The following is a 24055-nucleotide window of genomic DNA, read 5'->3' as shown; positions in this document are numbered from 1 at the left end:
CTCACGTACCGATTGCCCGATTTACACTGGCAAGCTTCCGTTCGATTCGGTCGCGTTGAATCTGCTGGATGGCTGGATCAACCAGCGACTTCGAACTGCTGTTCTTTTTAGCTGTTTTCCCACTGGTGTTGGGCCGCGCTTTCTGCTGCTTGGCGACTACTTTCGCCGGAGAAAGTAACTGTTTTTGATTGGACCATTCAACGAACTCCTCTTTAACAAAGAGGGGGAGCTCAATTGTGCCGTGGTAGTCTACGTTTTTTCCGACGAACCGGCCGTCGCATGGGCCGACGAGGACGTTCCAGGCGAGGTTGAGTTCGTCGATGGTCAGAAGCGCCTCTGCCCCTGTCAGGCGATCCAGACCGGCTAGCCAGGCGCGCGGTCCCTGATAGCCTTCCACTTCGATGTAAGGCGCCTCGATGTCACCCGGCAGTACAAACTCAAAAGCGATAGACTTCGGCCGGCGGCCCGAAATCCGGTTATTCGTCAGGAGATTGATCGAGGTTGTACTCTCGATGTCGTTCCCGTACCCACGGAATTCGATCTCGCCCGGGGTGACGGGGAACGTCAGGCGGTACTTACCTTGCAGGCGAATCATGCAGGGGCACCTCCTCCAGCGACACCGCCGCGGGTTTCCAGTGCGTCAATGAACGCTTTTTCGACGATTCGCTTCACCTCGTTACTTACGGCGGGGTCACGGAGCAGTCGGAGCATGCCGGCCACATCCTGAAGAACCCCCTCCGCCTTCAAGGTGATGGGTATCGACGAGACCGTCACAGATACAAGTTTCGGCTTCTCAGCCATCTTTCCAACCGGTGAAACAGGGGGAATGGGCGGTCCCGCTACGGGCGGCGCCGGCCGCAACTTGTCCAGTTCTTCCCGTGGGATCGGCTTTATCATTCCGGGCTTGGATGGGGGTGGCGGCGTGGCCGGAGCGTCGCTCCACCAGGCTTTCACTTTGTCGAACAGCGCGCCGCCTCCAAGCGCCCCGGCGATACCGCCGATTATGCCACCGACTGCGGTGCCGATCACTGGTACGGCAGAACCGATCGCAGCGCCCGCTGCCGCGCCGCCCCATCCACCGAGAGCTTCAGCGCCGACCTTCCCGGCCGTTTCAAGTTTGTTATCTGCCATGAGGATCTGGCCAGCTCCAATAGCGGTTCCGATGAGAGGGAGTCTTTTCACGAGACCACCTCCCAAAGACTTCACACCTTCCCATGCACTTTTCAGCCCAGATGCAACGGTATCTCCTTTGGGCAGCATGCCTCCTAGCCCTTTGAGACGTTCAAGCACACCGCTCTTGGATGCTTTCGTTACTTCTTCCGGTACCGCACCACCCAGCGCCTTTTTGGCAGCTTCTTCAGATGTTAACCACTTGCGCTCGGGAATTTCTTCTTTCCTGCCCCAGCTAAGTGGATTCCACCAACTGCGTTTGCCGCCGCGGCCACCTTTACCGCCTCTCGCCCTCTTGTCATCCTTGTCAGGTATGTCGATGTCGGGAATGTCGCCACCAAGACGGCGTCGTACCGCTGCTTCAGTTGCAGCTGACAATGCCACTTTGAATTTCCAAAGGCCGACTGTGGCTAAACCCAACATGGCGCCTAGCGTAGGTAAAGCTAACCATGTCGGCATTGCATCAAAAGCTTCCTTTGTGCCTTTAACCACTATGCCTAAGCCTTTTATAATCGGACTGACCTCTTGAGCAATTACAGTTCCTAGCCCTATCAACTCATTTGCAAACATGGTCTTCGCTTCAATAAACCCCCGAAGCGGATCGCTCGCTTGATACGTTTTGTATGACTGTTCCAACCTACCTCGATAGTTGAATTGGCTGGCATCAGCCATACCGATACGGCCAGCAGCCTGCAACAAGGGGGCGAACGCCTTGGCAATATCTTCGCCAGGACCGGCGCCCAATTCATTCAACAATTCCTGCCGTACCTTCTGGTCTTGTATCCCACCGAAGGTTTGAAGCAACGCAGCAACAGCAAACTGGTTTTCCGCCACGCTGTCGGAGTGAATCGCTTGGGCAATTGTTTTCGATTCTTGTTCGGCCTTTTTCTGGGCTGCCTCGGAATCCATCCCTTGTGCCTCGTAAGCAGTTTTCAGAACGTTTACCATATCCCCTTGGTTATCCAGTTTAATCGTTGCCTCTTTCAGCGCGTCGAATCCTTTGTCAATCGACCATAGATTGTTCATCTCTTTCACAAGGGCAGCCAGCTTTTCCGGTGTGTCAAGAAACTTGGTGACCTGGGTTGAGTACTCCACGATGGAGTCCAATGCCTCTCCGCGAATGTCTGTTGTGGTGTTCGCGATCTCTGCGAGAGTGTCCCCGAATCGCCCGATGTCGGTTACATCTTTCCAAGCCTGCCTCATAGCAAAGATCGTCTTTTGATATTCTTCAACACCGCCTAGGTCTGGCCGAATCGCGTTGAGTTGCAGCGCCTGTTTGGTAATCTCCGCGCCGTTCTCTGGATCGAATCTGGTCGCTTGTGTCATCAAGTCTTTGATATAAGTTCGGTCCACATTTGGATTTATCATAGACAAGTCTTGAGCTTGCCTTTGGAATTGAAGCAACTCTTCAGGTGTATTTCCGAGCAATGCACGCCTGGCGTTAGCTTGCGTCTCCATGGATAACTGTTCGATATAGCCAGCCCCTGCGTAGGCTGCCATTCCACCTATGACCCCGCCTGCAGCAAGTTCTCCTCCACTGCCCGCCTGTGCTGCTTCAATTTGAACCTTAGCTTTTGCTCCGTCAAGCGCTTTAACTTCCTGCCTGATAGCCGCTATCTCTCGGCGAGCTTGATCATCAATGCTCACCTTAGGATTGGCTCTTGTTGAGTCTAATACTCCTAATTGACGTCTCAGGTCTTGGATTTCACGTTGCATTTGGTCGATCTCTCGCTTAAATGCTCGCTCATTCTGTTCCGCAGCCTGTTTGATCTTGCGCATTTCTTTGATCATTTCTTGTGTCGCATTATCGAGCTGTTGCATTTCTTTGGCTGCATTCCGGGTCATTTTGACTACGTCATGCAGTTGCGGAGACATTTGGTTCTTTGCTTGCAAATATGCGGTTATCCCTACAACTGAAGCCATGTTCTCACCCCTTACCAAAACCTAAATGGCACCCCTTATGGGTGCCACATTTTTATTGAACTTTTATAAATTTGTCAGCAAATTTTTGACGTTCTTCTTTTGTATAGACAAATGGATCAACGAATTTTTTATTCCAAAGTTCAAAACTTCTATCTGCATTTAACTCTTCAAGATCGATTCCAAAGTAGTCTGATACCGTTTTACGATCCATTTCTACCGAATATGTTTTGCCCTGTAGTGTCAGAGTCATGCTAACTTTGGCCAACCAAGGGAATTCCCTCAAGAGTCTTACGGGTTCACTCATAAGATTCTTGTTTATTGCATCTCCTGAGGTCCAATAACCTATCATTTGCTCTTTTGTCACAACACTTTTAGGATTAGCTTTCTTGTAATCTTCAAATTCAGAGTCCGAGTAGTAGGTAATTCTTGCCTCATTTCCAGTAATTTCGGCACTTTTAACAAATGGGCCACCTTTAATATCATGCGCATATTTGGTAAATCTGGCTAACTCATCATCTGTTATTGACGCAACTGCCACAGTGCCTACTGATTCGTCACTTTTCCTTTCTGGCGTAACAATGGTGGAAAACACTACGAAAATAATCAATAAAATTGCCGTTTTCAAGGTTATTGACTTTCTTGATTGGGGTTTTTGTCCTGGCCTATTAACCCAGCTTGGTTTTATAATGCCGACAATTCCACTTGCGATAAGTAAAATTAGTAAAATATAAATTGTCCAATACAAGAAAATTGGCATAATCTATTCCTCCTCGTCCACCATTCTACCCCACCTCATTTTTCAAGTCAGTGCAAACAATTCGGGAACAAACGACACAATTCGACTTCTCCCCAACCGTCACCCGCTCGGGAGAAGGGAGAAAGCTACTGTTGCGCCTTCTCCATCTCTTCCAGCTCTATCTCTTGGCACGCGATGATGAATAGCTTTTGCATGTACGGATCCACTTCGTACTCGACAATCTCCGACGGCTTTCCCCTGCCCATTAGGAATGCTCGGCAGAGGTGGCTTGCTTCTCCGTCGGTTCGGATGAGTTTTTTAGCTCATCCACCACCTCCTGCTCGCTTTTCACCCTTGCGTTCACTTCGTTCACCTTGTCCAGCAGCGCCTGGTACCCTTCGGGATTTCGCTCGAACAGCCTCACGGGCAGGTCGAACTTATCCTTTGCTTTGTACGCTTTCAGCAGCTCCTGGTTGTTCCAGGGGAAGTCGTGTTCCGTTGCTTTTACAATGCGGATGTCATTGTACCGAAACACGTCGAATCTGCCGTTGGCATCTTCAGCCAGTTTGTAGGCTTGACGGTTTTCGCTCAGCGTCAGTTCCCGCACCGACCATTCTTCGCCGTCGATGGTTACGGTTCCGGTACGGCGCTGTACCGGTTCTTGTGCTTTCGCCAAATATTTCTCCAGTTTGCTCATGATTTATCTTCCTCCTATTCGACGTATTCAGGCAGTTTTTCCAAGAAGTCGGGTACCTTGTTGCTGCGTCCTCTAATCTCGTACGATGCATTATCATTGCCTTCCGCTTTGGCTTCCCACAACGTTAACTCTTCAGGGTTGAGGTAGATGTCCGAGATACGAACCAGTTCGGAATTGTCGGCCTCTTTGTCCAACGTTTCTCCGATCAGCATAGGCAGGATCGGCGTTTTGCCTTTGGTCAGTTGCTCGACGCAGAAGTATTTGAGGGCTGCGTTGGCAGAAGTGAGGCGCAGCGTTACCTCTACGTACCAGTCGTTGACGGTTTGCACCGCCCCTTTTTGCAGGCGGTAAACTTCGCCATAGTTGGTTCGGAGAACAAATCGGCCTTCCAACGTCCCTTCGATCGGATCGCCGTTTTCATCATAGACTTGGCAGTTTTTCAGCTTAATGTCACGTTGCATCTACTACAGCACCTCCCAATCGACGTCGAAGTATTCGATGGCATCAAGTGGCTTGGCTGCCAGGCGGAACCCGCGGCGATCGCCAACTCCGTTTTTCTTGTCTTCGAACACCCATCCGCTCTCAATCGCGCCTTGCCGCTCGCGTTCCTCCAGGTACGCTTTGACAGCTCCGACAAACGTCGCGGCGCCGATTTCGTTGTTGTTCAGTTTCCCCTTGTACTTCTTGCCGACAGTCTGGATGTCGTTCACGATCTGGTCGAGCGTCATGGATACACGAATTTTGCCGTAGTCTTCCCGCTCGTTTGGCCCCAGAGTTGACAGGGTATTGACCGCACTTTCAATGATGTACACGTCACCGTCACGGGTAGCAATCAGGGTACCAGTCGACAGCGCCTGGAGGATTTCGGTATGGCCCCAATCCTTCCGCGCCTTTTTCATCGGGACAACCACCGCTGTCATGGATTCGTGAGCCGGTGTCGCAGCAATCATCCCAGCGACCCAGGCTGCCCACTGCAGGCTGTCGTAATCCTTGCCGTTGTTGTGTTGCCCGGCTATAGCGCAGTTAACGACGTACCGTGCGTTCATGGAGACAGAGCGCTCCGTGTGCTTCGTCATGTTGGCGTCATCCGCTGCCGGACCGCCGATCACCAGGGTGCTGAGCTTTTTGTTCAGCGTTCGCCGGTCCTTCATGAACTGCTTGGCTGCTGCCTGGATTGCCGGGTCATCCGAGGGCAGGTAGAGCGCGTCAAAGTCGGACCCGGAGATTGCGTTGAACAACGTGGTGAAGTCGGTTGCCGTCAGCGTCGCTGTCCCGGACGTCCCTCCAGTCAACGAAGTTTCGGCCACATCAGTGATCGCTGTATCCCCCAACTTGGACACGCGGATATAAACCGATTGGCTTGTCTTGCCTACCAACTCGGCAGCGTCAGCAAACGAAAACCTCTCCGTTTTGATCGGGCCTTTGACCTGCAGTTCCTTTTTGCCGGGCTCCGCAGTAGATGGCGCGATGGCGATTTTCAGTTCGTTTCCTTTTTCGCCAGGGTAGCGCGCTTCGATTTTGATGGCATCCGGTTGTGTATAGGACGCCGACTGCGCGTTGCCGTTCGTCATCCGGTAGCCCAGAATGGTGGCGCCGCCCTCTGCAGCAAGTTCGATGACGTCCAGCTCTCCGAATGTCTCCGCGATCCGTTCGTCATAGCTGGTCATTCGTACGGTCGTATCAGGTGCGCCCCATTCCGCTTGATAGGGAACGAGAACAACGCCGCTTTTTGGCAGCACGCGCTCCTGAGCTTTCGCGATCAGTTCGACCCTCACACCCGGCCGTTCACGTTGGATGGTCATGATTACTCACCGCCTTTGTACTTGGTGAGCCGACGCTTTACTTCGCTCTCGGCCACCGGTTGATCGTCTTTCACATCAAAAAGAGCGCCGGCCACTTCGAACCGCTGTGCGTTCAAACTGGCGGCGCTCTCAATCCACTCCTGCTTTGTTCGTTTGACGTCAGGAGCCTCACTGCTTTTGTCTTTCCGTGTTGCCACTAGGACCAATCCTCCTCGACTTCAAATGTGTTGATCTTCTCAACCGTTGCCTTCGGAATCGGGACAGTGTACTCGAATCGGAAGGTAATTTCGGTCCGGTCTTTTTTGTCGGTCCGGACGCGGAAGGTTGTGCTGTCGATGTTGATGAACAGTCCGTCCGTTTTCCCACGGTAGCTGTACCGCTCTCTTCGCAGGAGCTGTCGTAGGGATTCGGTAGAGATCGGCTCGTAAACCTCATGGCCTCCGACCTTCACCTTTGGATGGTGCAACACGATCCCGGCGTCTGAGATGACTTTGTACGACGTCAGAGTGTTGCCCTTTTCCGTTACTTCCTGCGTCTGGATGAAGGCGACAGGCGGTTGAAATTTGCCGGCCAGCCACACATCCAAGCTGTCAAGAATGGCGAGGTTTGGGTATGCTTCGTTCACCAGATCGATGATGCACGACAACGCTCGGTCCATTTACCTCACCATCCTTTCCAACTCTGCCTGCAGCAGTTTTTCGATCAGCGCCTGCATGCCGCCCTGGAATTCCTCTAACGCGATGTCAAAGTAGTGCCGGCCGATGAAGGAGCGTGGCCGAACCATAAAGCCGCCCTTGGCATTCGGGTCGTAAATGAACTTGCCTACGCTGTTCCAGTAGCCCGGTACAAAGTAACGGTGATTGATCGTGTAGCCTTCGTTCACAAGCTCCGCGTGAGTCAGATTTGAGCCGACTTCAAGCGTCAGGGTATTTCGGTCTGCGTCAAACTCCCAGACGTTACCCTCGCCGCCCTGAGCAAAGGACTGCCACATGGACCCGGTGTCAATCAGGTCCTGTCTGTTGATCTCGTCGATGACGTGGTTCAGCAGTTCCTCGCCAAGTTGGTACACAATCCGTTCCATGATTCTGGGCATGTCTCTGTTTAGCCGCTCCATCTTTTTCTGGAACTCAGCAAAATTCACTGCTCCGCCCCCCGTTTCTCCTGAATGGCGACTACGGACAGGAAACGCCGGCCGCGGATTACGTCAACGACCACAAACTCCCCCCGACCTGGAATCTCCAGAACGTCATCCTTTCGTACATCCTCGCCCAAACGGAAGCCGAGGGACGCCTTGTACTCCCACGTCACCGGATCGGCACTCGCAGGGCGTTGCCAGGACGATTCTACGGCCCGTATGCACCCCATTATTGTCTGAGAGGGTAATTCCACTGGAACTACCCTGTTGCGCTCATCCAGCGCCGTTCCCGTTCGTTTCACAACGATCTGATCGTTCATCCGATGGATCATAGCAGCATCGCCCGAATGTTTCCGCTGCCGCTGGCCTCCGTCGTAAAGGCCATCCACTGGCGCAGCAGAGAATCAACCAGCGTGCTGCCGGTTGTGATCGTCGCCCGCTCGATCGACCAGGAGTAGCCCTGATCGGACTCGGAGGTGATACCGCGGGCTTCTGCGCCCAGCGTTTCGTCGTTGTCCGTCAGGGCCATGGCCTCTACCAGCCGAAAATGGGCCACCTCCAGGCGACTGTCATCGTCTACGAACGGCCTGGCTGTGAACAGTTCAATGCGGATTTTGGCCTCGTCGATGAGATAAGAAAGCCGCTCAGGTGTCATGTCCTGAACGGCCCGCGTGCTACTCTGCTGCTTTACCTTCTCCGGCGTCAGCATGGCGTCCGCCTCCTCGGCCAGCCTTCTTCTCCTCGACGATTTCGAGGTCGCCATACGTTTCAGTCAAACGTTTGGCATCTTCGTCGGTCACTTCGTAGATTTCGCCGGCATGGAAAAAGCGCCCGCCGCCAATGTGCAGAGCGCCTTTATCGTGCTTATATTTGATTTTTGCCATCGCTCATTTCTCCCTTTCTTTACAGTTTGGAACCGGTCATCCACGCAACAGCTTCCGTCTCCAACACCACCGCATCGGCATAGGCGAAAATGATGTTGTATGTGGAGTCTTTTACCGCAGCCGTTGCACCTTCTGCCGTCCGCTTGTAGCGCAGATCACGGGTAAATACCGGGACAAGGTTTCTCATTGGCGTGAGTGCCACGAAACCGGTCTGCAGCGCCTGAACCACCTCGATCGGGTAGCCAGCGATCTCCGTGAGTTTCCCATTGACCAGCGTGACATCACCGAGTGCAGTTTGTCTCTTCTGGATCAGTCCCACCAGTTTCTGATACGTACGCCTCGGCATAAACCAGGTCAAGTCCGGCTGGTTCAAGTATTTTTCGTCAAGCAGCAGCGTGTGATTCACAAAGTCGTCGATGGTCGGTTCGTTGTCGGCCAGGTCCGTCTTCAACGTAGATGCCTTCATTTTTTTGACGAATCCGTCCAGAATCGACAGGAACGGATCAGGTGTCGTACCATCCGAGAGCTTTGCGGCAGTATCGCCGTTGAACAGGAGATCCTGCAGGTCAACCCCGAACTGCTCCTGTACCAGGTTGATGATTTTGGCCTCCGTGTTCTCGCCCCGGGACTGATCGCTATACCAAACATCATCGTTTTTGATCCACTCGTCCCAAAATACTTTCTTGACCGCGTAATCGATCTGGGTTTGACCAACCCCTCCAGTACCAGCCGGATTCTCTGCTCCTGTGTGCAGGCGAATTTTCCGGCTTTGCACCGTCAATTTATCAAGTTTACCTGTCGGTGTCTTTTTGTACTGCGCCGGCAGCTTCGGGAGAGTGGTTGCCTTTTTCAACGTATCTACCAAAAACTGTTCGGCGTCGTTGTGCGGCAAAATCAGGTCCACCGACTTGGCAATGGTCGTTTCAAATTCATTCAGCAATGCAGCGTTTGCAGTCATCTGTTATCCCTCCTTATTGTCCACGAAAGAGCCTCATGTAGGACGGCTCGTTCGACTTGGTGATCGTTGTGTCGCCAGGCTGCTGGCTTGCAGCTCGGGCGTTCTTCATCAGTTGCACGTCATCAGACAGGTCCTTCACCTGCTTGACGATCGGTTCCAGAGCCTTTTGTACGGCTTGCGTCACTGCTTCGGCAGCCGGATCGGTACTGCCATTGTTTGCGTCATCCCCGGCGCCTTCTGCCTTCTTCAGTTCCGCAACCTCCGTCTGCAGGTCTTTCAGTTGCTTCGTGATTGGCTCCATGGCCGCCTTCACGGCCTTTTCGATGTCTTCTGCTTTCACGTCGTCTTCCTCCTTCGGTTTGGCTTTGTCACGCAATGCTGTAAGCGCAGCGATAGCATCCTCAACGGCCTGCAGATTTGCTGATGAGAGTACCTTCCCTGCCTTCCTTACAGCTTCCAAGCGCTCTTGGTACCCATCCGACTTCACAACTTCACTGTCAACAGGCCACTGAGCGGCTAGAGTGACGGCGACTGTCTTGTACTCATCAATGGTCTTCCCGATAGCCTCGGCTTTGTCGGTGATTTCAGGGTCGTCCAGAATCTCGCGCATGGTATCGGTGAACGCCCACTGGGCGTCATACCACTTGTCACGAACGTCCCTTGCCGCTATGCGACTTTTAAAAGACTGGACAGCCTTCGCGATGGGCGTAGGCTTCGCCGCAGGCAAAAACTCCTGCAACGCCTTTTTAATCGCATGCAAAAGCCCCTTCTCTACCCTGTCGGTATCTGAAGGGGCATCTTCAACTTTCACCCGTTTTCCAATTCCCCACATAGAGAATCCGGTGATCTCACCTTTCTCGATGGCCACCCATGTCTCGGCGTTGGTCACCTTCACGCCGGCCACCCAGGAGCCTTTCTTGATTGTCTGGTCCCCGAGCTGCATATCGACCGGTGCGATGTACGATTCGACCACGTAACCCTCGTCGGCCTCCAAGTCGTGCTGCTTGTCGATGTTGTGAGTATGCTGGCTTTCCATGAAGGCGTGGGCTGCTTTCTCGATCTCCTCGGCTGTCATGAAGTCGCCGTGTGCGTCCACGACATCCGGCTCGTAAACCACACCGTAGACGATCTGCTTCGTTTTGTCTGCCTTGGCGATAACAATGCTTTTCTGTACCGGCTCCTTGCCCTCTTCTTTGATGATCGCGAAAGGCCGGCCGTTGGCGCCTTTGTCAACCAACGAAATGTGTGTGATCTTCGCGTCTTTCAGTTCAAACGGCATATGCTTGTTCACCTCCTTTCCATCAGAAAACCGCCTGCATGGTGCAGCGGCATTTTACGATTTGCTTGGCGCTTCCCGCCGGATCGCCTGGGTACATAAGCTTTTCACCTCCTACTCTGAACGGTTTGTCAATATCAACCGTTTGGCCGTTGGCCTCCCGGTGATCTTTACGGGTCCGCTTGTTGTTGGCTGCCCGCCAGCGCTTCCTTTTAACCAACCCGGACTGCTTCCATCCCTCCAGCTTTCCGCCATTGGCGGCTGCGGTGGACAGCGTTCTGGAAATGGTGACGGCCCGGTTCATACTGAACGGCCCCTCCTCGCCTTTGGCTGCCTGCTTGCTGACCTCTTTGACGAGCGTTGCGCGTTCCGATGGAGTTTTGCCTTTTTCGATCGCACGCTTGAAGGCGCGGAGCATATGGTCGGCGGATGTTTCGTTCATCGCGGGGACCAGTTTTTTCAGCCGCTGCGCAAACTTGGCGGCCGCTTTGTTCTCCTGCTCCCACTTGGCCGCCTCATTGATCCCGACCGCCTCCGACTCCCCAGCAAGATGGAACAGCGGCATGAAGGCGTTGTATACGGCCTGTTCGAACTTCTCTTGGAAGAACTCGCCGGCCTGGACCTGCAGAATGACCTTCCACAGCTCTTTTTCATCGACTGACAGCTCGTCGCTCAGTTCCTGGATCGCCTCGTCCAGCGCCTTCCCCTGTAACTCCAGGATGTCAGCGATAGACTCCTCGCCTTCTTTGTACAACTTCTCCAGCAGCGCGCGCTCGGCGTGGTTCAGGTCAAGGCTGTCCAGAAAGTCGTCGTCATCCGCTTTGGCGATAAGGTACAGGCACTGATCACACATGGTGTCGGTCCCTCGTTTCGCGCAACAGACGTTTGGCAATGGTGGCTACTTGCTCCTGCGGGTCATTCCCCAAGCCCAGCAGATCATCAGATGGCATCGATGCCAACAGTTTGGCAACAGGCGTATCCAAATACCCCGATTCGTACCGCGATTCCTCGATGGTGACGCCCAACACGCTTTCTGCAATCGGAATCAGGTCACGTACGAGCAGGACACCACGGTCGGCCAGGTAGTTCAGCAGAGCGGTACGCTCATCCGGATCGGTGATCTCTGGGCCACGCAATTTCACTTTCACCCGGTGAATGCCAATTGCCGGCAGCAGCGCCTTGTTAAAGATCTTGTCGGCCAGCCAACGCCGGTATGGAACAAAAACCTGCTCCTCTGTAATGCGGCGGGCTGTGTCGGCTGTGGCCCTGGTATAGTCCTGGCTCAATCCCACGTAGATAGGCGGCAGACGGAACTGCGAGAGGGCCTTTTCGCGCTGCTTCAGGTCGTAATCCTGGAACAGACCGTCTTGCTGCAGAACGTCCTGCAGCTTCTCGAAGCGAACCGTTGGCTTTGTCACTTTCATGTCGTCGCCCATCATGACCTCGGTGCCGATGAACTCCAGCAGCATCCACGATCCGTCGTTTTCTGGATTGGACGCAGCCTTTATCTGTTCGACCGACTCCTTGGTGGCCGTTCCTCCCTCGGCTACGACGGCTACCGGAATTTTCTTGCCCTTCTTGAAGTATTTCAGGTTCAACTCCTCTGCCATGCGCGTACCAAGAATTCCTGGGATATTCCCGATCCACCTCGGCTCGCCGTAGATGCTTGTGGCATCGTTCAGCTTGATGTGAAGGATTTGAGAGCTTCCCGGTCGTGCTAGCGGCAGAAACTGTTCGAAAAAAACTTTGTCCGTCGTGCGCTTTTGAGCATACTTCCGTGTCCGCACCGGCATTTCGATGAACTTAATTTCCCCGGTCTTCGTGAGATACGGCAATCGAACGGTTTCGCTGGCCGTCTCCTTCGCCGCCCGAATATACTCGCTGTCGGCGGGATAGATGGTTGGGGTATCGGCTGTTTCTGCCCAGGCTACCTCCAAATAGGCGCTGCCTGTCTGCTCCAGTTCGCGGACGACGTGCTTGACGATCTCCTGCGGCGATGTCAAAGGGTTCATCACTTCAAGAAACTCCTCCAGCCGCGCCCATTCCTCATCGGCCAGCTTCTTCTGCTTCTCGTCGTTGACGTTTACTCGCTCGTCATACTCGATCTGAATGCCGAAATCTGCGACGTTCGTCGCGTATGCCTCAATGCATTGCGGCAGGATGTTACTCTGGCTGACGACAGCCTTCAACTGGGCCGGCGAATAATCCGGCTCCACAAGACCGTCATAATCGCCGCTGAAGCTATCGGGAATCTGCTTTGTCTCGCCGGCCGAAATACTCGTCTCTTTAAAAATCCTGACAGTCATCTCGTTTGCCATGCTCTACCTCCTTTCCGTAATGCTTACCCGCTCGGTGACACTGCGGCGTTCGGTGTTGATTTTGGGCTTCACATCACCTTTTGCGAATCGATTCAACGCCTGCGTCATCGCATCCACCTGGTCGTCATTGGCTCCGTTCGGAAAGGCTACCGTCTCCTCGATGAAGTCATGAATCCACGGTGCGACACTTGGGTCTGGCAAGTACACGTTACCGGCCTCCACGTCAGGAGACACCGCCTGCGCACGAACGACCTTACCTCCCTCCGGTTCCACCGCAATCAGCCCGCTGATCTCTCGTTTCAGCGTTGCGATTACAGCCGGGCCGTTCGCCTTGTCCTCGACGAGTTTGGCTCTTGCCTGCGGCCATTTTGCGGTCATCGTTCGAATCGCCTGCAGCGTGGTGGGAAAGTCCATACGGTCTCGAACCTGATCAAGCAGGTACTTATCAGCCCCAAGGCGCCCCCACACCTGTCCAACAACATAGTCGGAGGACTGGGCATCTTTGAACGTGCAGTCCCACGACTGAATGACCTCGTCAAATCGCGCCGGTTGTTGCCGGTAGAATTTCCACCACCGCCGTTTGAAGATGCCACCCTCATCCGGCGCCGGCCTCTGCTGGTACATGCTTGCCCACAACTTGCTCCCAACAGCCTTCTTGGTGTCCTCGTATTCTTTCTCGCTGAAACGTTCTGGCCAGAGAACCTGTCCCGGTTCCCGACCGAGTGCATCCTTTTCGTCCTCGGCAACTGCCGGCAGCGATAGCACTTCCCAATCCTCACCAGTGCCGCGCTTCATCTCTTCGAGCAGCCGTCCCGCAAGGTCATCCTCGTGCCAGCGCGTCATAATGAGGATGATTGCGCCGCCCGGAGCGAGACGAGTACGCAGGGTTGATCGGTACCAGTTCCAGACGTTCTCCCTGATGGTCGGACTGGCCGCTTCTTCCCAGTTTTTGAACGGGTCGTCGATGATCGCCACATGAGCACCGCGGCCTGTGATTGGACCACCGACACCGGCCGCCGTCAATCCGCCGCGGGTGCCCTCGATACCCCACCGCTCGACGCCGGCGTTGTCCTTGGCGATTTCCACCCCCCACAGCACCGGCCCCCACTCTTTCAACGTGTTTCGGGCGATGCGGGAGAAGTCATAAGCCAGATCGGCTGCATACGAGCTGATGATTACCTCTTTGTCGGGGTTTCGGCCGAGAAACCACGCGGGGAACTTCTTGGTCGAGACTTCGGACTTCCCGTGCCGCGGCGGCATGAATACCATTAGGCGTTTGATTTCGCCGCGCTCTACGGCCTCCAACTTGGAGCAGAGCAGTTCCAGGTGCCTGGCAGACTGCCAAATGCCATGACTCTCGTACTCCAAAAAGAAAGAGAGCTTACTCTTCGCCAGTTCCCTCTCTAATTCGTCGTCGGAAATTATTTCGAACCAAGGCGGCAATGTCAGGGATGTTGATGAGTTCTCTGACAACATCCTGTCGCTCGCCATCCTTCTCCACCTGCCTTATCTCGTTGGTGTTCTTTCGTTCGTCGATCTCCAGCTTCCGCCGGTCTTTCTCGTCCAGAATGCCAAGCGTTTGCCGCTGCATCTTCTGGAGCTTTTCCATTGCAGCGACGGTGTTCAGAAGCTTTGCCTCGTTCAATGAATCCAGTACCTCAACCTGGACCTTTTCGTCAAACTCACCAGGGCCGTAACCGGTTCGAATCTTCTCCACGTACCGATAGAACTGCTTCTCGTCCTGCAGTGCTTCCTCAATCACGGCCAACAGCTTGTCTGACAACCGAAGGTGACGGGCGGTTACGCGGGCGATGTCGGAGCTGACCAGTTCGGCTGTTTTCTCGGCGGTTTTTTGTATGACGTTGGTACGGTGCTGGTTTCTCTTCTCGGTCCACTGGTTCCGAGCCGCGTACTCCTTCACTGTCTGCAACGGGACGCCATACTTCTCAGCCAACTCCTTGAGAGTACAGGGTTTCCGCCGTATGTCCGTGACGTATTCATTTTCGATTTCCGCCCACGAGACATGGGGATCGCTCCGTTCCGTTCCATTGGAGCGTTCCGTATTTTTCGGAGCGTTCCGTTCCGTTGATTGGAACGTTCCGTTTAACCGCTCTTCCCACTGGTCCTTGTTTTTCCATCCTCGAACGGTTCCCTCAGAAACACCGAGCTGGTCGGCAATATCCTTTAGCTTCGCGGTCCCGCCACTTTGCTTCCACAGTTCGTACGCCTGGTCACGTTTGGGATCTCTTGCACGTGCCACTACATCTCACCCACCTCCGCGCATTCGGTTCTTTTGCCGTTGTTGGTCGGCGCGCAATCCTTTTTGCAACTCCATATCAATTTGGATCAGCGTTCGAAGGTCTTCCACGGTTCTGATTTGGATGACCCCATCCTGGAAGTCCCTCACCCATTTGGCGATAGCCGCCTGGATGATTTTCCGGTATCTGTTCTTTGACTCGATCATCCCTTCAAGGAGGTCCAACTCTTGTTCAACAGAACCAGAACGCGTGTTTGTATTTTTCATTGAGACACCCTCGGCTTTCCGGTAAAATGGAAAACGAGATAGCGAGTCGAGGAATCTGCGGCCGCAGGGTTTCGCTATCTCAGCCGGGGGTGTCCCGGGTGCATAGGGGGACGTTGCAGCGTCCTCCTTTTGCTTTTTATGCGGCTTCTTGCTGTCTGCTGACAAGCACCGGTTCGATTCCGGTCGCCTCATAGAAGCGCCGCTTAATGACGTCGCAGAATTTCGGATCCAGCTCCATGGTCCTGCAGATACGTCCCATCTGCTCGCAAGTCATGAGGGTGGATCCGCTGCCACCGAACAGATCAACGACGACGTCGCCCTTTTGGCTGCTGTTCCCGATCGGTATGGCCAACAAATCAAGCGGCTTCTGTGTCGGATGAACGTACTTGCTCACGTCACCGCGGGACACTTCCCATACCGTTTCCGGCTCCCGTTGTTCCCCTGGTAGTCCTGCCCGCCATACCGTCGTCTGCTTCCGATCACCGTACCACGCAGGTACCTTCCCTTTCAGATGAGCGTAGAACACTGGCTCATGCTTGTATTTGTACTGCGCAAAACCAAAGCTGGCCGCGTTCTTCACCCAAATGCACTGAGTACGAACGACGATTCCGGCTTTATTCATGGCATTCTCAAATTCCCGCTGGTAAAGGGAAGGGTGGAAGACGTAGATGGCCGCTTTCAGGTCCATGATGGACGAGTAGTTGGCAAACACAGCGTCCAGGAAAGCGACGAACTGTTCCAGCGTCATGTCGTCATTGAGGATGCTCCCCCGCCCATCCGCAGCTAACTCCGCCGAGTCACTTTCAAACGCGACATTGTAAGGCGGATCGGTCACGACAAGCGCGGCCTTCTGCCCGTCCATCAGTCGATGTACATCCTGCTTGTTTGTAGAGTCGCCACACATGAGAACATGTCTGCCAAGCCGCCAAATGTCCCCGTACCTGGTCTCCGGTTCCTTGATCTCGTCCAGCGCCTTCTCGACGTCGAATCCATCGTCCTGGACTGGTTCTTCCACTTCGATGTTCTGGTACTCAGAAAGCAGCTCCATGATTTCCTCTTGGTCGAAACCGGTAAGCGTGACGTCCAGATCGCTCTCCTGCAACTCAGCCAGCACCTGGGCCAGCTTCTCCTCGTCCCAATCGCCCCTGATTTTGTTCAGGGCAAGATTGAGAGCCTTCTCCCTGGTTTCGTCCAGGTCAACTACCGAAACCTCTACTTCTGTGGCTCCCTGCTCATTGACGAGGATTTTGTACCGCTGATGACCACCTACGAGGTTCCCGGTCCGTTCGTTCCAGACGAGTGGTTCGACGTAGCCAAACTCCTCGATGGACCGTTTCAGCTTTTCGTACTCGGGATCTCCCGGCTGCAGGTCTACTTTCGGATGGTAGGGCGCCGGGTTGATCATCGAAACGGGGATTTTTCGTATATCCATGCTGTTTTCTCCCCTCCGTGGCGATAGATATAAGAATAAAGAATATTGCCAGCCCCAAAACGGCTGAATCCCTTGCCCCGCAAGGCTTGAAGGCCATTTTTTGAGCGCTACGAGCGTATCACTTTTTCCCCCAAAAAGTATACGTTTCGTATCACTGCCAAAAACGGGGTTGAGCCTTAGAGCCACAAGGTTTCGCGGCCTCTTGGTTTCTGGCAACCCCCTATTCAGAATTCGGGTCTTCGCCGGCTTCTGTAATCTCCTGCCTGAACAACTGCAGCAGGCCGCTCTCCGCCTCCTTCCCATTGAGGGAATACAGCGGGTTGATTGCCAACGCCGTCCTGCCGGCAATGTCGGTCCACCGGAGAATTCGCTGCTCGATGAACGTCCTGACGATCTTCCGCGCCTGCGAATATGAGCAGTCAGCGATCCGAGCCAACTCCTTGATCGTGAGCGGCACGCCTTTCTGTCCGCGCTCGTTGTCCCCCAGCAGGAGATTGGTTCCCTCACTGGCATATGGCGCGATCTTCAACAAAAAACCAGCCTCGGCGAGTGACAGCTTTCTGAGCCGTCTCTTTGCCTTCTGGCTGGCTTTGATCTTCACGAATTTTGCGCTGCGACCGGCAGGCCGGAACACTTTGACGATCTCGTCCGGGCGCCGAAGGATTTGCTCCTCGTAGAATACCTCCCCCGTTTCCGGGTCGACGAATTGGCGCACTACACGTCACCCACTTCCATGAAAAAAGCACCGCGTGGGTGCCTTAGTTAGAATTTAATTTCTATCGATTTTAACTCTTGTGACTCTTTAGTGAAACTTTTTCCCTCCGGATCATAAAAATTCAATTTTGCATTGTTGGCTTTTTGCATGACAATGCGTTCAATAAAATTAATCGTTTCTGCTTCCGTGAAATCATTTTCGATGACTTGATCTTTAAAAATCAACGATACCGTAATCATTTAGACACCTCCTTAATGCCAATATTCGACACAAGGAAGGTGTTTCCTGTTACTTTTTGACTAATTGCTCCACTTTCTTCGGCAGGAGACCACGCCACGCACCATCCGACCTAATACCATTAATGGCTAATTCTTATAGCGTTGTCTTACATCCTTTCTATTTTCCTGAAAATTTTTGTCGAAATCATGAAACTTTTCCCATTGATATACGTTATATAGATCGAAAGGAGGTGAGATTATGATAGAGATCATTACCTTAATACTAGTCCTTTGTGGATTCGCTCTGTACTTCGCATTTTTTCGAAGAAATGTGTATTTCTTCGGAGAGTTAGTCATATACAGCATAGTATTAGTCTTCGTCGCTTCCATCGCAGCCCCAATTGTTAATGATACGTTCACGTCAAAAGCGAAAGGAACAGTCACATCTGCTCAATGGGGTACAGCAACAGTAACCGTTAAAGACGTAACTGGATTTATGGGCGACAAAGTTTATGAGGTGGATGCTTCAGATTTTCCTCTTCTCAAAGAAGGTGACGAGGTAACCTTAAATATAGAGCGCGAAGGAATACTGAAACGCATTAATTCGATGCTCCAAAACCCTAGTGAATACTCTGACAGCATTCAAAATGTAAAAATCGAATCTCACAATGTAACCATTTTCACGAAAGCATATCGGTATCTCACGATGCCTAATCCGATTTAAACATGATGGTAAATACAGTCTGACCTTGGGTCAGACTGTGTTATTTTTAAAATTCCGCCTCGTTTCCGAGGCGGTAAGGAAGGGGTTCTCGCGAAAGAAAAAGCTCCTTTCACTTATAGGTGGCTTTCGTGTGACAAAAATCGTGCTTTTTCAACTCAGCCACAGAGAAAACAGGTAGATTCCTCCCAACATGACGGCGGCGCTCAAAATTCCCCGCATCCACCTTGGCGTCAGCGTGTTTACCAACGCCAGGGCAACAGCAATCCCTACTGCAAATACCCCCAACTTAACCGCCGCAGTCGTTATCCACGGCGCATTTGCACTTAAATCTAATGCCATAAGATCACCCTCCACCCCTTATATCGACAAAAACAGCTTATCCCACAAGGAATAAGCTGTTCATCAGTCGCTCAGATATTTTCGCCTGCGCACGCTTGATGTGCGTGGCCACGCTGCTTTTGCTGATTCCTAACATATCGGCAATGGCTTCATACGAGAAACACTCTCCGTGAGCCAATACATAGCATTCTCTCTCCCTCTCGCTCAGTACGCACAACGCGTCCTCAATCTGCTGCCGTTCCCACTCCGTCAAGTTTGCCGGACTGCCGGCCGTGCTACGAGCGACGAACGCCTGCATTCGGATCGGGTCCATAAGCCGTACCCGCTGTTGAGTAGCGCGCCGCTCAATTCCCCTTCGGTTCCCCGGACGCCGGCCGGTCTCCAACCACTCGATCACATACTCCACGTCGCCGATCATCTCCGACAGGAGCTGCCTCTCAGTAATCGCCTGGTTATCCAGTACCTTCTCGCCTTCTCTGCGGGCCTCGTATGCCCGTTTCAACTGTCTGCGTGTCTCTTTGTACTCCTTCAGCAAATCCTGCATGAGAACCCCTCCCCAATACGACTATTTGCGTCTGTTACCCCGATCTTTGAGGAACCGTCGCGGCCCGACGTCCCCCATTAGGCGCCGCACCTCGTCAAACGTCAGAACATCTGCCGGTTTCCCGCGTGCCCGCGGCCGCTGTTGCTGCAGCCGTTTCCTTGCACAATCCAGGTGCTCAGCAAAACTGATCGGCTCTTTCTCTTTCCTCTGCTTGTACTCCAAAATGTCCCTGACCTTTGCCACGGCTTGTCCTCCTTTTTCCGGCAAAATAAAAGAGGACGCCAGAACACACCCATATTGGGTGATCGTTCTGACGCCCTCCCGTATCTCGGTATCAGGCAAGTATTAAAATAATTCGCTCTCTCGATAATCTACCTTGGCAATCTTTCCCTGACTTGATTTTACCACGGTTTCGCCGTGTGGCACCAGTGGTACGAACTTGGCTTTTCCTTGTTTCGGATCCACCAGGATCATGGCCGGCTCTTTTCCCACTGGGACCGTGATCGTCATTGTTTGTATATCGATTTTTAGTTCCTTGGCTCGTGTGCTCATCTTCCATTCCCCCTCGCGGATTGCCCGTGGTATAATTTTCTTGGCGAAGTTTTCTTTGGCTCCCGGCAGGGGGCTTTTGTTTTTACTGCTGAAATATTGTGTCAAATGATCAAATCAAGCTAAAAACATATGTTTCCATATGTTGGCAAAAACCTTCACATCTCCTATAATTATTCTTGAGTTTTATATAAGCGAAGGGGGGTTATCACATGAGTAATAAAACGGCACTACTAATCGTGGATGTACAAGTTTTCCTTATTGAACATGCTTATCAAGGTAATGAAATTGTTAAACGGATAGCAAATTTATTGTCTAGAGCCCGTGTTTTAGAAATCCCCGTTCTTCATGTACAGCATACCGGAAAAGTAGGTGGCCCCTTTGAAGAAGGGACTCCAAGCTGGCTATTACACCCTTCAATTGTTCCAGCCGATAATGAACCAATCATACGTAAAACCGCATGTGATTCATTTTTCCAAACGAGTTTACAAAATGAACTTGAAACTAAAGGAATCAACCACCTCGTCATTGTTGGCTTGCAAACTGAATACTGCATTGACACAACGTGCAGGCGAGCTGTTTCAATAGGCTACGATGTAACACTTGTTAAAGATTGTCACTCCACATTTGACGGAGAATTTCTAAAGGCTGATCAAATAATCGCCCACCATAATTCAATCCTAGATGGTTTTGGTACACCGAATAATCAAATCTTAGTTAAAGAATCTAAGAGCTTATTTATTTAATGCCTCGATTGCCCTTGTTTCTCACAAGGGCAACTCTTTCATTAATTACCGGCGTGTTAAATCACTCTTCCAGTGAGCGTTCAGGACCGAATTTCACCTTGTCTTTGATAGCCGCGCCGCCCGGAGTCAGGCAGTACTGCCCCCGTACATCAGGTTTCTTCTCAGTCAACCCCTCGCGCATCAATGCCTTGAGGGGCTGGTTGACGTATGATGCGCGGTAGCTTATTCCCCCTCCCGCGTTAGCTGCTACCTTTTGGGCGATCTGCGCCGGCGTCTGCCACCCATTGGTCAGTGCCAGCAGCACGGACTTCTGCTTTTCGGTCAGTCTCATATCGGTCTTGCCTCCTTTACCGGAGTGTATCCGGGAGCAGCCGTGGTCGACTGCTCCTATTTTCCGCTCACTTTCGCAAGCTTCTGAATCTCGTCCGCCTCTCTTTTGATTCGCTCGACCGCGTGCAATATGTCCGGGTGGATGCTGTTCTCCAGCATCTTCACCACATTGTTCGGCCACCATATATACCGCGTTTCGATCCCTGCCTTTTCTGCTGCTTCCTTGATTTTTTCAAGCTGCTCGTGTTTTGTTCCGCCAAATCTAAGTTCTGACTCCAATTCGCGGACCTTTTCTCGCAATGCTGCGATCTCATCGAACAGTTTGCCCTTGAACTCGCGCGCTAGGTTGAGGCGAGTTTGCTTGTCTTTGACGTATGCTTCGATCTCTTCCCTGTGGCTACTGAAAAACGGGTGGCGGTCAGATTCAATCCGAGAAAGCAGGATGTAATACAGGAGGTCTGCGGATATTTCAATCAGACGATATTTGGCCGGGCGTTTTGTTACCAGCGCTCCGGTGTCAGGATAGTACCAGATCAACCCGACTTCATCGGCAAGTTCCTCCGGCTGGATCAGCCCTTTAGGGCAAACGAAGCTGAAACAATGGCAATACCGCAAATATCCCGGCCACTTCTGGTCGTTCAGGAAGTCGCTTCGGCTCACTTTTACCTCATATCCGGTAAAGCGCGGTTTCGCCCAGCTCCTTTTAATCGCGAATGCATCAAACTTTAGCAACTCATCGTTGTCCCAGGTTTTTCCGGTCTTTACCTCAGTGAGGAAAAGATCGTCAGTGTGACGTTTGGATAGCGCCGTCTTAATTTCATCGGCGCGGATGTTGTTTTTTCTGGACACGCTCTTTCCCCCCTAACTAGTGTGAAAAGTTCATTATTCAGTTGGTTAATGTAACTTCCGATAAGGTTTATAAAACTATCAAATAAAAAGGGTGTTCTATATGGCATACCTTATCGGTACCTTTGTTTGGTTAATTTTGGTTGGATTCAGTATCTACATGTGGAATCAACCGAGTGGTTTTCTTGTACTTTTAGGGCACTTTATGGTTTTTGTTGTCGGTGTAGGAAGTACAATTCTTTATGCTATCTATTTACTTTTGGTTTTTTTATCCAAGCGGAATATGATAGCTTTTTGGATTATCCTTGGAATCACTGTGATAGCAATACTTAGCCTGTTTCTGTATATAACTTGAAGGACTTTATTGAGCAGCCGGGCCAATCCGGTCGCCGGCTTCTTTACTGGATACACATTGTGTTAAATACCTCACGCAATGATGACTTCATGCCGGAACAATCCACCCTCAGCCGGTTCCATCGCTGGAGGGAACCGGTTGGGGGAGAGCTGCAACAGGAGTTTGCCGCTCTTACTCATGCCCGCTTTCCGGAATCCTGCTGCGTGAAAACATCCACCTCGCAAGTGCTCGCCTACGTAGGTGATGATTCCACCTGCCGGCGGTTCTCCCCAAAGGTGCCGCGTGATACCCAGCGCCAGCACGATCAGGTGGCTTGAGAGGTAGTCCCCCTCATTCCGGAACAGGGTACATTCCCATGCGTCCCAGCCATCATCCCGGATTCCGTTCCAGGTCACCCAAAGCGCTTTTTCATCTTCCGTGAGAAGGACCAGGTTCTTCCCCGGCCGGCAAAACTGGTTGCTGCCTGGCTTCTGGCGGGTGTAGTGCCTGTCCGCCAACTGCAACGCTCTGTGATCACCCTTATTAATTAAGGTCCAAGACATGTCCTACCCCCCACCTAACCGAGCTGTACCCCTGCAGCGAGAAGATCGTCTGCTGCCCCATCTGGCTCATCGCTACAGGATTGATCCAAAGGACCTCCGTTCGCCTTCTTCCGCCTTCTGCCTGGACGACTTTCGTCTCCCGATGCCAATGCTGCAATCGTTCATCGTACAAAGGGTGTGCATACCCTGAGAGCAGCACCGGCCCGGGATGGGCATCGAGAGCATCGAGCAGCTCGAGGTGGTCATCGTCGGTCATTTCGTGTTTGTACATCCGGTTGTTTCGCGTTGCCAGGATGTACGGCGGATCGGCGTAAATCAATACGTCGGACCGCCTGTGCCGTTCAATCAGTTGTAACGCCGGTTGTTGCTCAATCTGCACATATCGAAGTCGCTCCGTTACCGCGAGGATTTTCTCGGGAACCTCCGCCCACGATTTTGTTACAGATGGTCCGTTCGTATCGATGATGTGCCGCCAACCAGTTCTATCGCTTGTCTTCGCTCCGCGTGCCATCCAGCAGCGAATCAGGAACCGCCGGGCGTCCTCCAACTCGTCACCAGTTAGCTCGTAGCTCTCGTAATACTCCTGCCGGGAGTATGGCGTCCACCTGATTTTTTCCGCCAGTTCCTCCGGCCGGTCCCGGATTACCCGGAAGAGGTTTACCACTTGGCCGTCCAGGTCGTTCACCGTTTCGATCTTCGACGGAGCTTTGTTGAACAGGACGGCGCCACTGCCGAAAAACGGCTCCAGGTACGTTTCATGCTCCGGCATATGCTCGATGATCCAGTCGGCCATGCTCCACTTGCTGCCGGGATAGTGCAATATCCGCGGGTATTTCATCTGACCACCCTCCCCTCATGCTGATGCTGTTACTTCGCCCGCTCATAGGTAACGTCTTCAAACCATTCGCTCAGGAGATATGCGCAGCCGGCCTCTTTGTGCTCGTGCTTTGGTTCAAACGACCCCAGGATGGCTTTTATGTGTCTGAGCGCCTTGCCAGTATCAATCCCCTCTTTCGGCACCCATTTACAGTTCTTCAGCCCGCAGAAAAACCAGGTTGAAACGAGCTTGTTCCACTTTGTTTGGCCATCCCTGAATTCTTCGGGGATTTCGTTGTATGGCGGCAGCAACTCCATGGCCCGGCCACCAAACACTATGTCCAAGTCGGTGACTTCTTGTACCTGAATCTTGATTCCGTTCACTGTCTTTCCTCCTCGCTTGTATCGTGGTATGCTCCGCTCATAGGAGCGTGATCGTATGGAAAAGTCGTTCTATTACGCGGTCCCCTGGCAGG

The 24055-nt window shown here is 52.6% G+C and carries 32 protein-coding genes; 2 read left to right on the top strand and 30 right to left on the bottom strand.

The genetic code is table 11. The features are described from left to right. Position 1: 1 nt before the first annotated feature. The 22 genes from FOI68_RS17030 to FOI68_RS16925 form a co-directional block, all read right to left on the bottom strand. Positions 2–595, bottom strand: coding sequence for a hypothetical protein (locus FOI68_RS17030; RefSeq protein ID WP_143863844.1), 594 nt, complete (start codon positions 593–595; stop codon positions 2–4). Then, a complete protein-coding gene (locus FOI68_RS17025; protein ID WP_143863843.1) occupies positions 592–3093 on the bottom strand; it encodes a hypothetical protein in 2502 nt (833 codons plus the stop codon). Before FOI68_RS17025 ends, FOI68_RS17030 begins: the two co-directional genes overlap by 4 nt. Positions 3094–3145: 52 nt before the next feature. Next, positions 3146–3850 (bottom strand): hypothetical protein, encoded by a 705-nt coding sequence (locus FOI68_RS17020; protein ID WP_143863842.1) that lies wholly within the window; start codon positions 3848–3850, stop codon positions 3146–3148. Between the two features lie 244 nt (positions 3851–4094). Further along, on the bottom strand, positions 4095–4526 hold the full coding sequence (locus tag FOI68_RS17015) for a phage tail assembly chaperone (RefSeq protein WP_143863841.1): 432 nt from the start codon (positions 4524–4526) through the stop codon (positions 4095–4097). Between the two features lie 14 nt (positions 4527–4540). Then, positions 4541–4987, bottom strand: a complete 447-nt coding sequence (locus FOI68_RS17010; RefSeq protein ID WP_143863840.1) for a hypothetical protein — start codon at positions 4985–4987, stop codon at positions 4541–4543. 3 nt (positions 4988–4990) lie between these two features. Beyond that, complete coding sequence (locus tag FOI68_RS17005) at positions 4991–6328, bottom strand: phage tail sheath subtilisin-like domain-containing protein (protein WP_143863839.1); 1338 nt, start codon at positions 6326–6328, stop codon at positions 4991–4993. A gap of 2 nt (positions 6329–6330) precedes the next feature. Further along, entirely contained in the window at positions 6331–6525 is a 195-nt protein-coding gene (locus tag FOI68_RS17000; RefSeq protein ID WP_143863838.1) for a hypothetical protein, read from the bottom strand. Next, positions 6525–6986, bottom strand: a complete 462-nt coding sequence (locus tag FOI68_RS16995) for a hypothetical protein (RefSeq protein ID WP_143863837.1) — start codon at positions 6984–6986, stop codon at positions 6525–6527. The genes FOI68_RS17000 and FOI68_RS16995 overlap by 1 nt, the downstream gene beginning before the upstream one ends. Further along, positions 6987–7469: an HK97 gp10 family phage protein gene (locus FOI68_RS16990; RefSeq protein WP_143863836.1), complete on the bottom strand. Its 483-nt coding sequence runs from the start codon at positions 7467–7469 to the stop codon at positions 6987–6989. Continuing rightward, complete coding sequence (locus FOI68_RS24015) at positions 7466–7636, bottom strand: hypothetical protein (protein ID WP_255433633.1); 171 nt, start codon at positions 7634–7636, stop codon at positions 7466–7468. The genes FOI68_RS16990 and FOI68_RS24015 overlap by 4 nt, the downstream gene beginning before the upstream one ends. 155 nt (positions 7637–7791) lie before the next feature. Next, positions 7792–8172, bottom strand: coding sequence for a head-tail connector protein (locus FOI68_RS16980; RefSeq protein ID WP_143863834.1), 381 nt, complete (start codon positions 8170–8172; stop codon positions 7792–7794). After that, the gene (locus FOI68_RS16975; protein WP_143863833.1) at positions 8138–8347 is read right to left on the bottom strand and encodes a hypothetical protein; all 210 of its coding nucleotides are present in this window, start codon (positions 8345–8347) and stop codon (positions 8138–8140) included. The genes FOI68_RS16980 and FOI68_RS16975 overlap by 35 nt, the downstream gene beginning before the upstream one ends. A gap of 19 nt (positions 8348–8366) precedes the next feature. Beyond that, positions 8367–9305, bottom strand: a complete 939-nt coding sequence (locus tag FOI68_RS16970) for a phage major capsid protein (protein ID WP_143863832.1) — start codon at positions 9303–9305, stop codon at positions 8367–8369. A gap of 13 nt (positions 9306–9318) precedes the next feature. Next, positions 9319–10584, bottom strand: coding sequence for an XkdF-like putative serine protease domain-containing protein (locus FOI68_RS16965; RefSeq protein WP_143863831.1), 1266 nt, complete (start codon positions 10582–10584; stop codon positions 9319–9321). A 22-nt stretch (positions 10585–10606) separates the two neighbouring features. Next, positions 10607–11434, bottom strand: coding sequence for a phage minor head protein (locus FOI68_RS16960; protein WP_143863830.1), 828 nt, complete (start codon positions 11432–11434; stop codon positions 10607–10609). Continuing rightward, positions 11427–12899 (bottom strand): phage portal protein, encoded by a 1473-nt coding sequence (locus FOI68_RS16955; RefSeq protein WP_143863829.1) that lies wholly within the window; start codon positions 12897–12899, stop codon positions 11427–11429. Before FOI68_RS16955 ends, FOI68_RS16960 begins: the two co-directional genes overlap by 8 nt. A gap of 3 nt (positions 12900–12902) precedes the next feature. After that, positions 12903–14390, bottom strand: a complete 1488-nt coding sequence (gene terL / locus FOI68_RS16950; protein ID WP_255433630.1) for a phage terminase large subunit — start codon at positions 14388–14390, stop codon at positions 12903–12905. Then, positions 14281–15159, bottom strand: coding sequence for a phage terminase small subunit-related protein (locus tag FOI68_RS16945; RefSeq protein ID WP_143863828.1), 879 nt, complete (start codon positions 15157–15159; stop codon positions 14281–14283). The genes terL and FOI68_RS16945 overlap by 110 nt, the downstream gene beginning before the upstream one ends. 6 nt (positions 15160–15165) lie before the next feature. Beyond that, positions 15166–15423, bottom strand: a complete 258-nt coding sequence (locus FOI68_RS16940) for a hypothetical protein (RefSeq protein WP_143863827.1) — start codon at positions 15421–15423, stop codon at positions 15166–15168. 136 nt (positions 15424–15559) lie between these two features. After that, positions 15560–16855: a site-specific DNA-methyltransferase gene (locus FOI68_RS16935; protein WP_143863826.1), complete on the bottom strand. Its 1296-nt coding sequence runs from the start codon at positions 16853–16855 to the stop codon at positions 15560–15562. A gap of 220 nt (positions 16856–17075) precedes the next feature. Then, the gene (locus tag FOI68_RS16930) at positions 17076–17570 is read right to left on the bottom strand and encodes a hypothetical protein (protein ID WP_143863825.1); all 495 of its coding nucleotides are present in this window, start codon (positions 17568–17570) and stop codon (positions 17076–17078) included. Positions 17571–17617: 47 nt separating this feature from the next. Continuing rightward, the gene (locus FOI68_RS16925) at positions 17618–17809 is read right to left on the bottom strand and encodes a hypothetical protein (RefSeq protein WP_143863824.1); all 192 of its coding nucleotides are present in this window, start codon (positions 17807–17809) and stop codon (positions 17618–17620) included. Between the two features lie 238 nt (positions 17810–18047). Here FOI68_RS16925 and FOI68_RS16920 point away from each other — a divergent pair, with 238 nt between their 5' ends. Further along, positions 18048–18512, top strand: coding sequence for a hypothetical protein (locus FOI68_RS16920; protein ID WP_143863823.1), 465 nt, complete (start codon positions 18048–18050; stop codon positions 18510–18512). A 150-nt stretch (positions 18513–18662) separates the two neighbouring features. On the opposite strand, the gene FOI68_RS16915 is transcribed toward FOI68_RS16920, so the two are convergent. The 3 genes from FOI68_RS16915 to FOI68_RS16900 form a co-directional block, all read right to left on the bottom strand. Then, positions 18663–18851 (bottom strand): hypothetical protein, encoded by a 189-nt coding sequence (locus FOI68_RS16915; protein ID WP_143863822.1) that lies wholly within the window; start codon positions 18849–18851, stop codon positions 18663–18665. A 37-nt stretch (positions 18852–18888) separates the two neighbouring features. Then, positions 18889–19395 carry a sigma-70 family RNA polymerase sigma factor gene (locus tag FOI68_RS16910; protein ID WP_143863821.1) on the bottom strand — a complete coding sequence of 169 codons (507 nt, stop codon included), beginning with the start codon at positions 19393–19395 and terminating at the stop codon, positions 18889–18891. Positions 19396–19740: 345 nt separating this feature from the next. Next, the gene (locus FOI68_RS16900) at positions 19741–19947 is read right to left on the bottom strand and encodes an XtrA/YqaO family protein (protein WP_035295986.1); all 207 of its coding nucleotides are present in this window, start codon (positions 19945–19947) and stop codon (positions 19741–19743) included. 209 nt (positions 19948–20156) lie between these two features. Between FOI68_RS16900 and FOI68_RS16895 the strand changes: the two genes are divergently transcribed. Beyond that, entirely contained in the window at positions 20157–20690 is a 534-nt protein-coding gene (locus tag FOI68_RS16895; RefSeq protein ID WP_143863819.1) for a cysteine hydrolase family protein, read from the top strand. A 61-nt stretch (positions 20691–20751) separates the two neighbouring features. On the opposite strand, the gene FOI68_RS16890 is transcribed toward FOI68_RS16895, so the two are convergent. The 5 genes from FOI68_RS16890 to FOI68_RS16870 form a co-directional block, all read right to left on the bottom strand. Continuing rightward, on the bottom strand, positions 20752–21021 hold the full coding sequence (locus FOI68_RS16890) for a hypothetical protein (protein WP_143863818.1): 270 nt from the start codon (positions 21019–21021) through the stop codon (positions 20752–20754). Positions 21022–21077: 56 nt separating this feature from the next. Beyond that, positions 21078–21869 (bottom strand): MmcB family DNA repair protein, encoded by a 792-nt coding sequence (locus FOI68_RS16885; protein WP_221935125.1) that lies wholly within the window; start codon positions 21867–21869, stop codon positions 21078–21080. A gap of 423 nt (positions 21870–22292) precedes the next feature. After that, positions 22293–22763: a hypothetical protein gene (locus tag FOI68_RS16880; RefSeq protein ID WP_143863817.1), complete on the bottom strand. Its 471-nt coding sequence runs from the start codon at positions 22761–22763 to the stop codon at positions 22293–22295. Continuing rightward, positions 22744–23601: a DNA adenine methylase gene (locus tag FOI68_RS16875; RefSeq protein WP_143863816.1), complete on the bottom strand. Its 858-nt coding sequence runs from the start codon at positions 23599–23601 to the stop codon at positions 22744–22746. Before FOI68_RS16875 ends, FOI68_RS16880 begins: the two co-directional genes overlap by 20 nt. Positions 23602–23630: 29 nt before the next feature. Beyond that, positions 23631–23963 carry a hypothetical protein gene (locus FOI68_RS16870; RefSeq protein WP_231558647.1) on the bottom strand — a complete coding sequence of 111 codons (333 nt, stop codon included), beginning with the start codon at positions 23961–23963 and terminating at the stop codon, positions 23631–23633. Positions 23964–24055 lie beyond the last annotated feature (92 nt).

Origin of the sequence: Brevibacillus sp. LEMMJ03 (assembly GCF_007197875.1) — a bacterium.
GTDB classification, from domain to species: Bacteria; Bacillota; Bacilli; order Brevibacillales; family Brevibacillaceae; genus Brevibacillus; species Brevibacillus thermoruber.
This window is presented reverse-complemented; position numbering and strand designations above follow the sequence as displayed.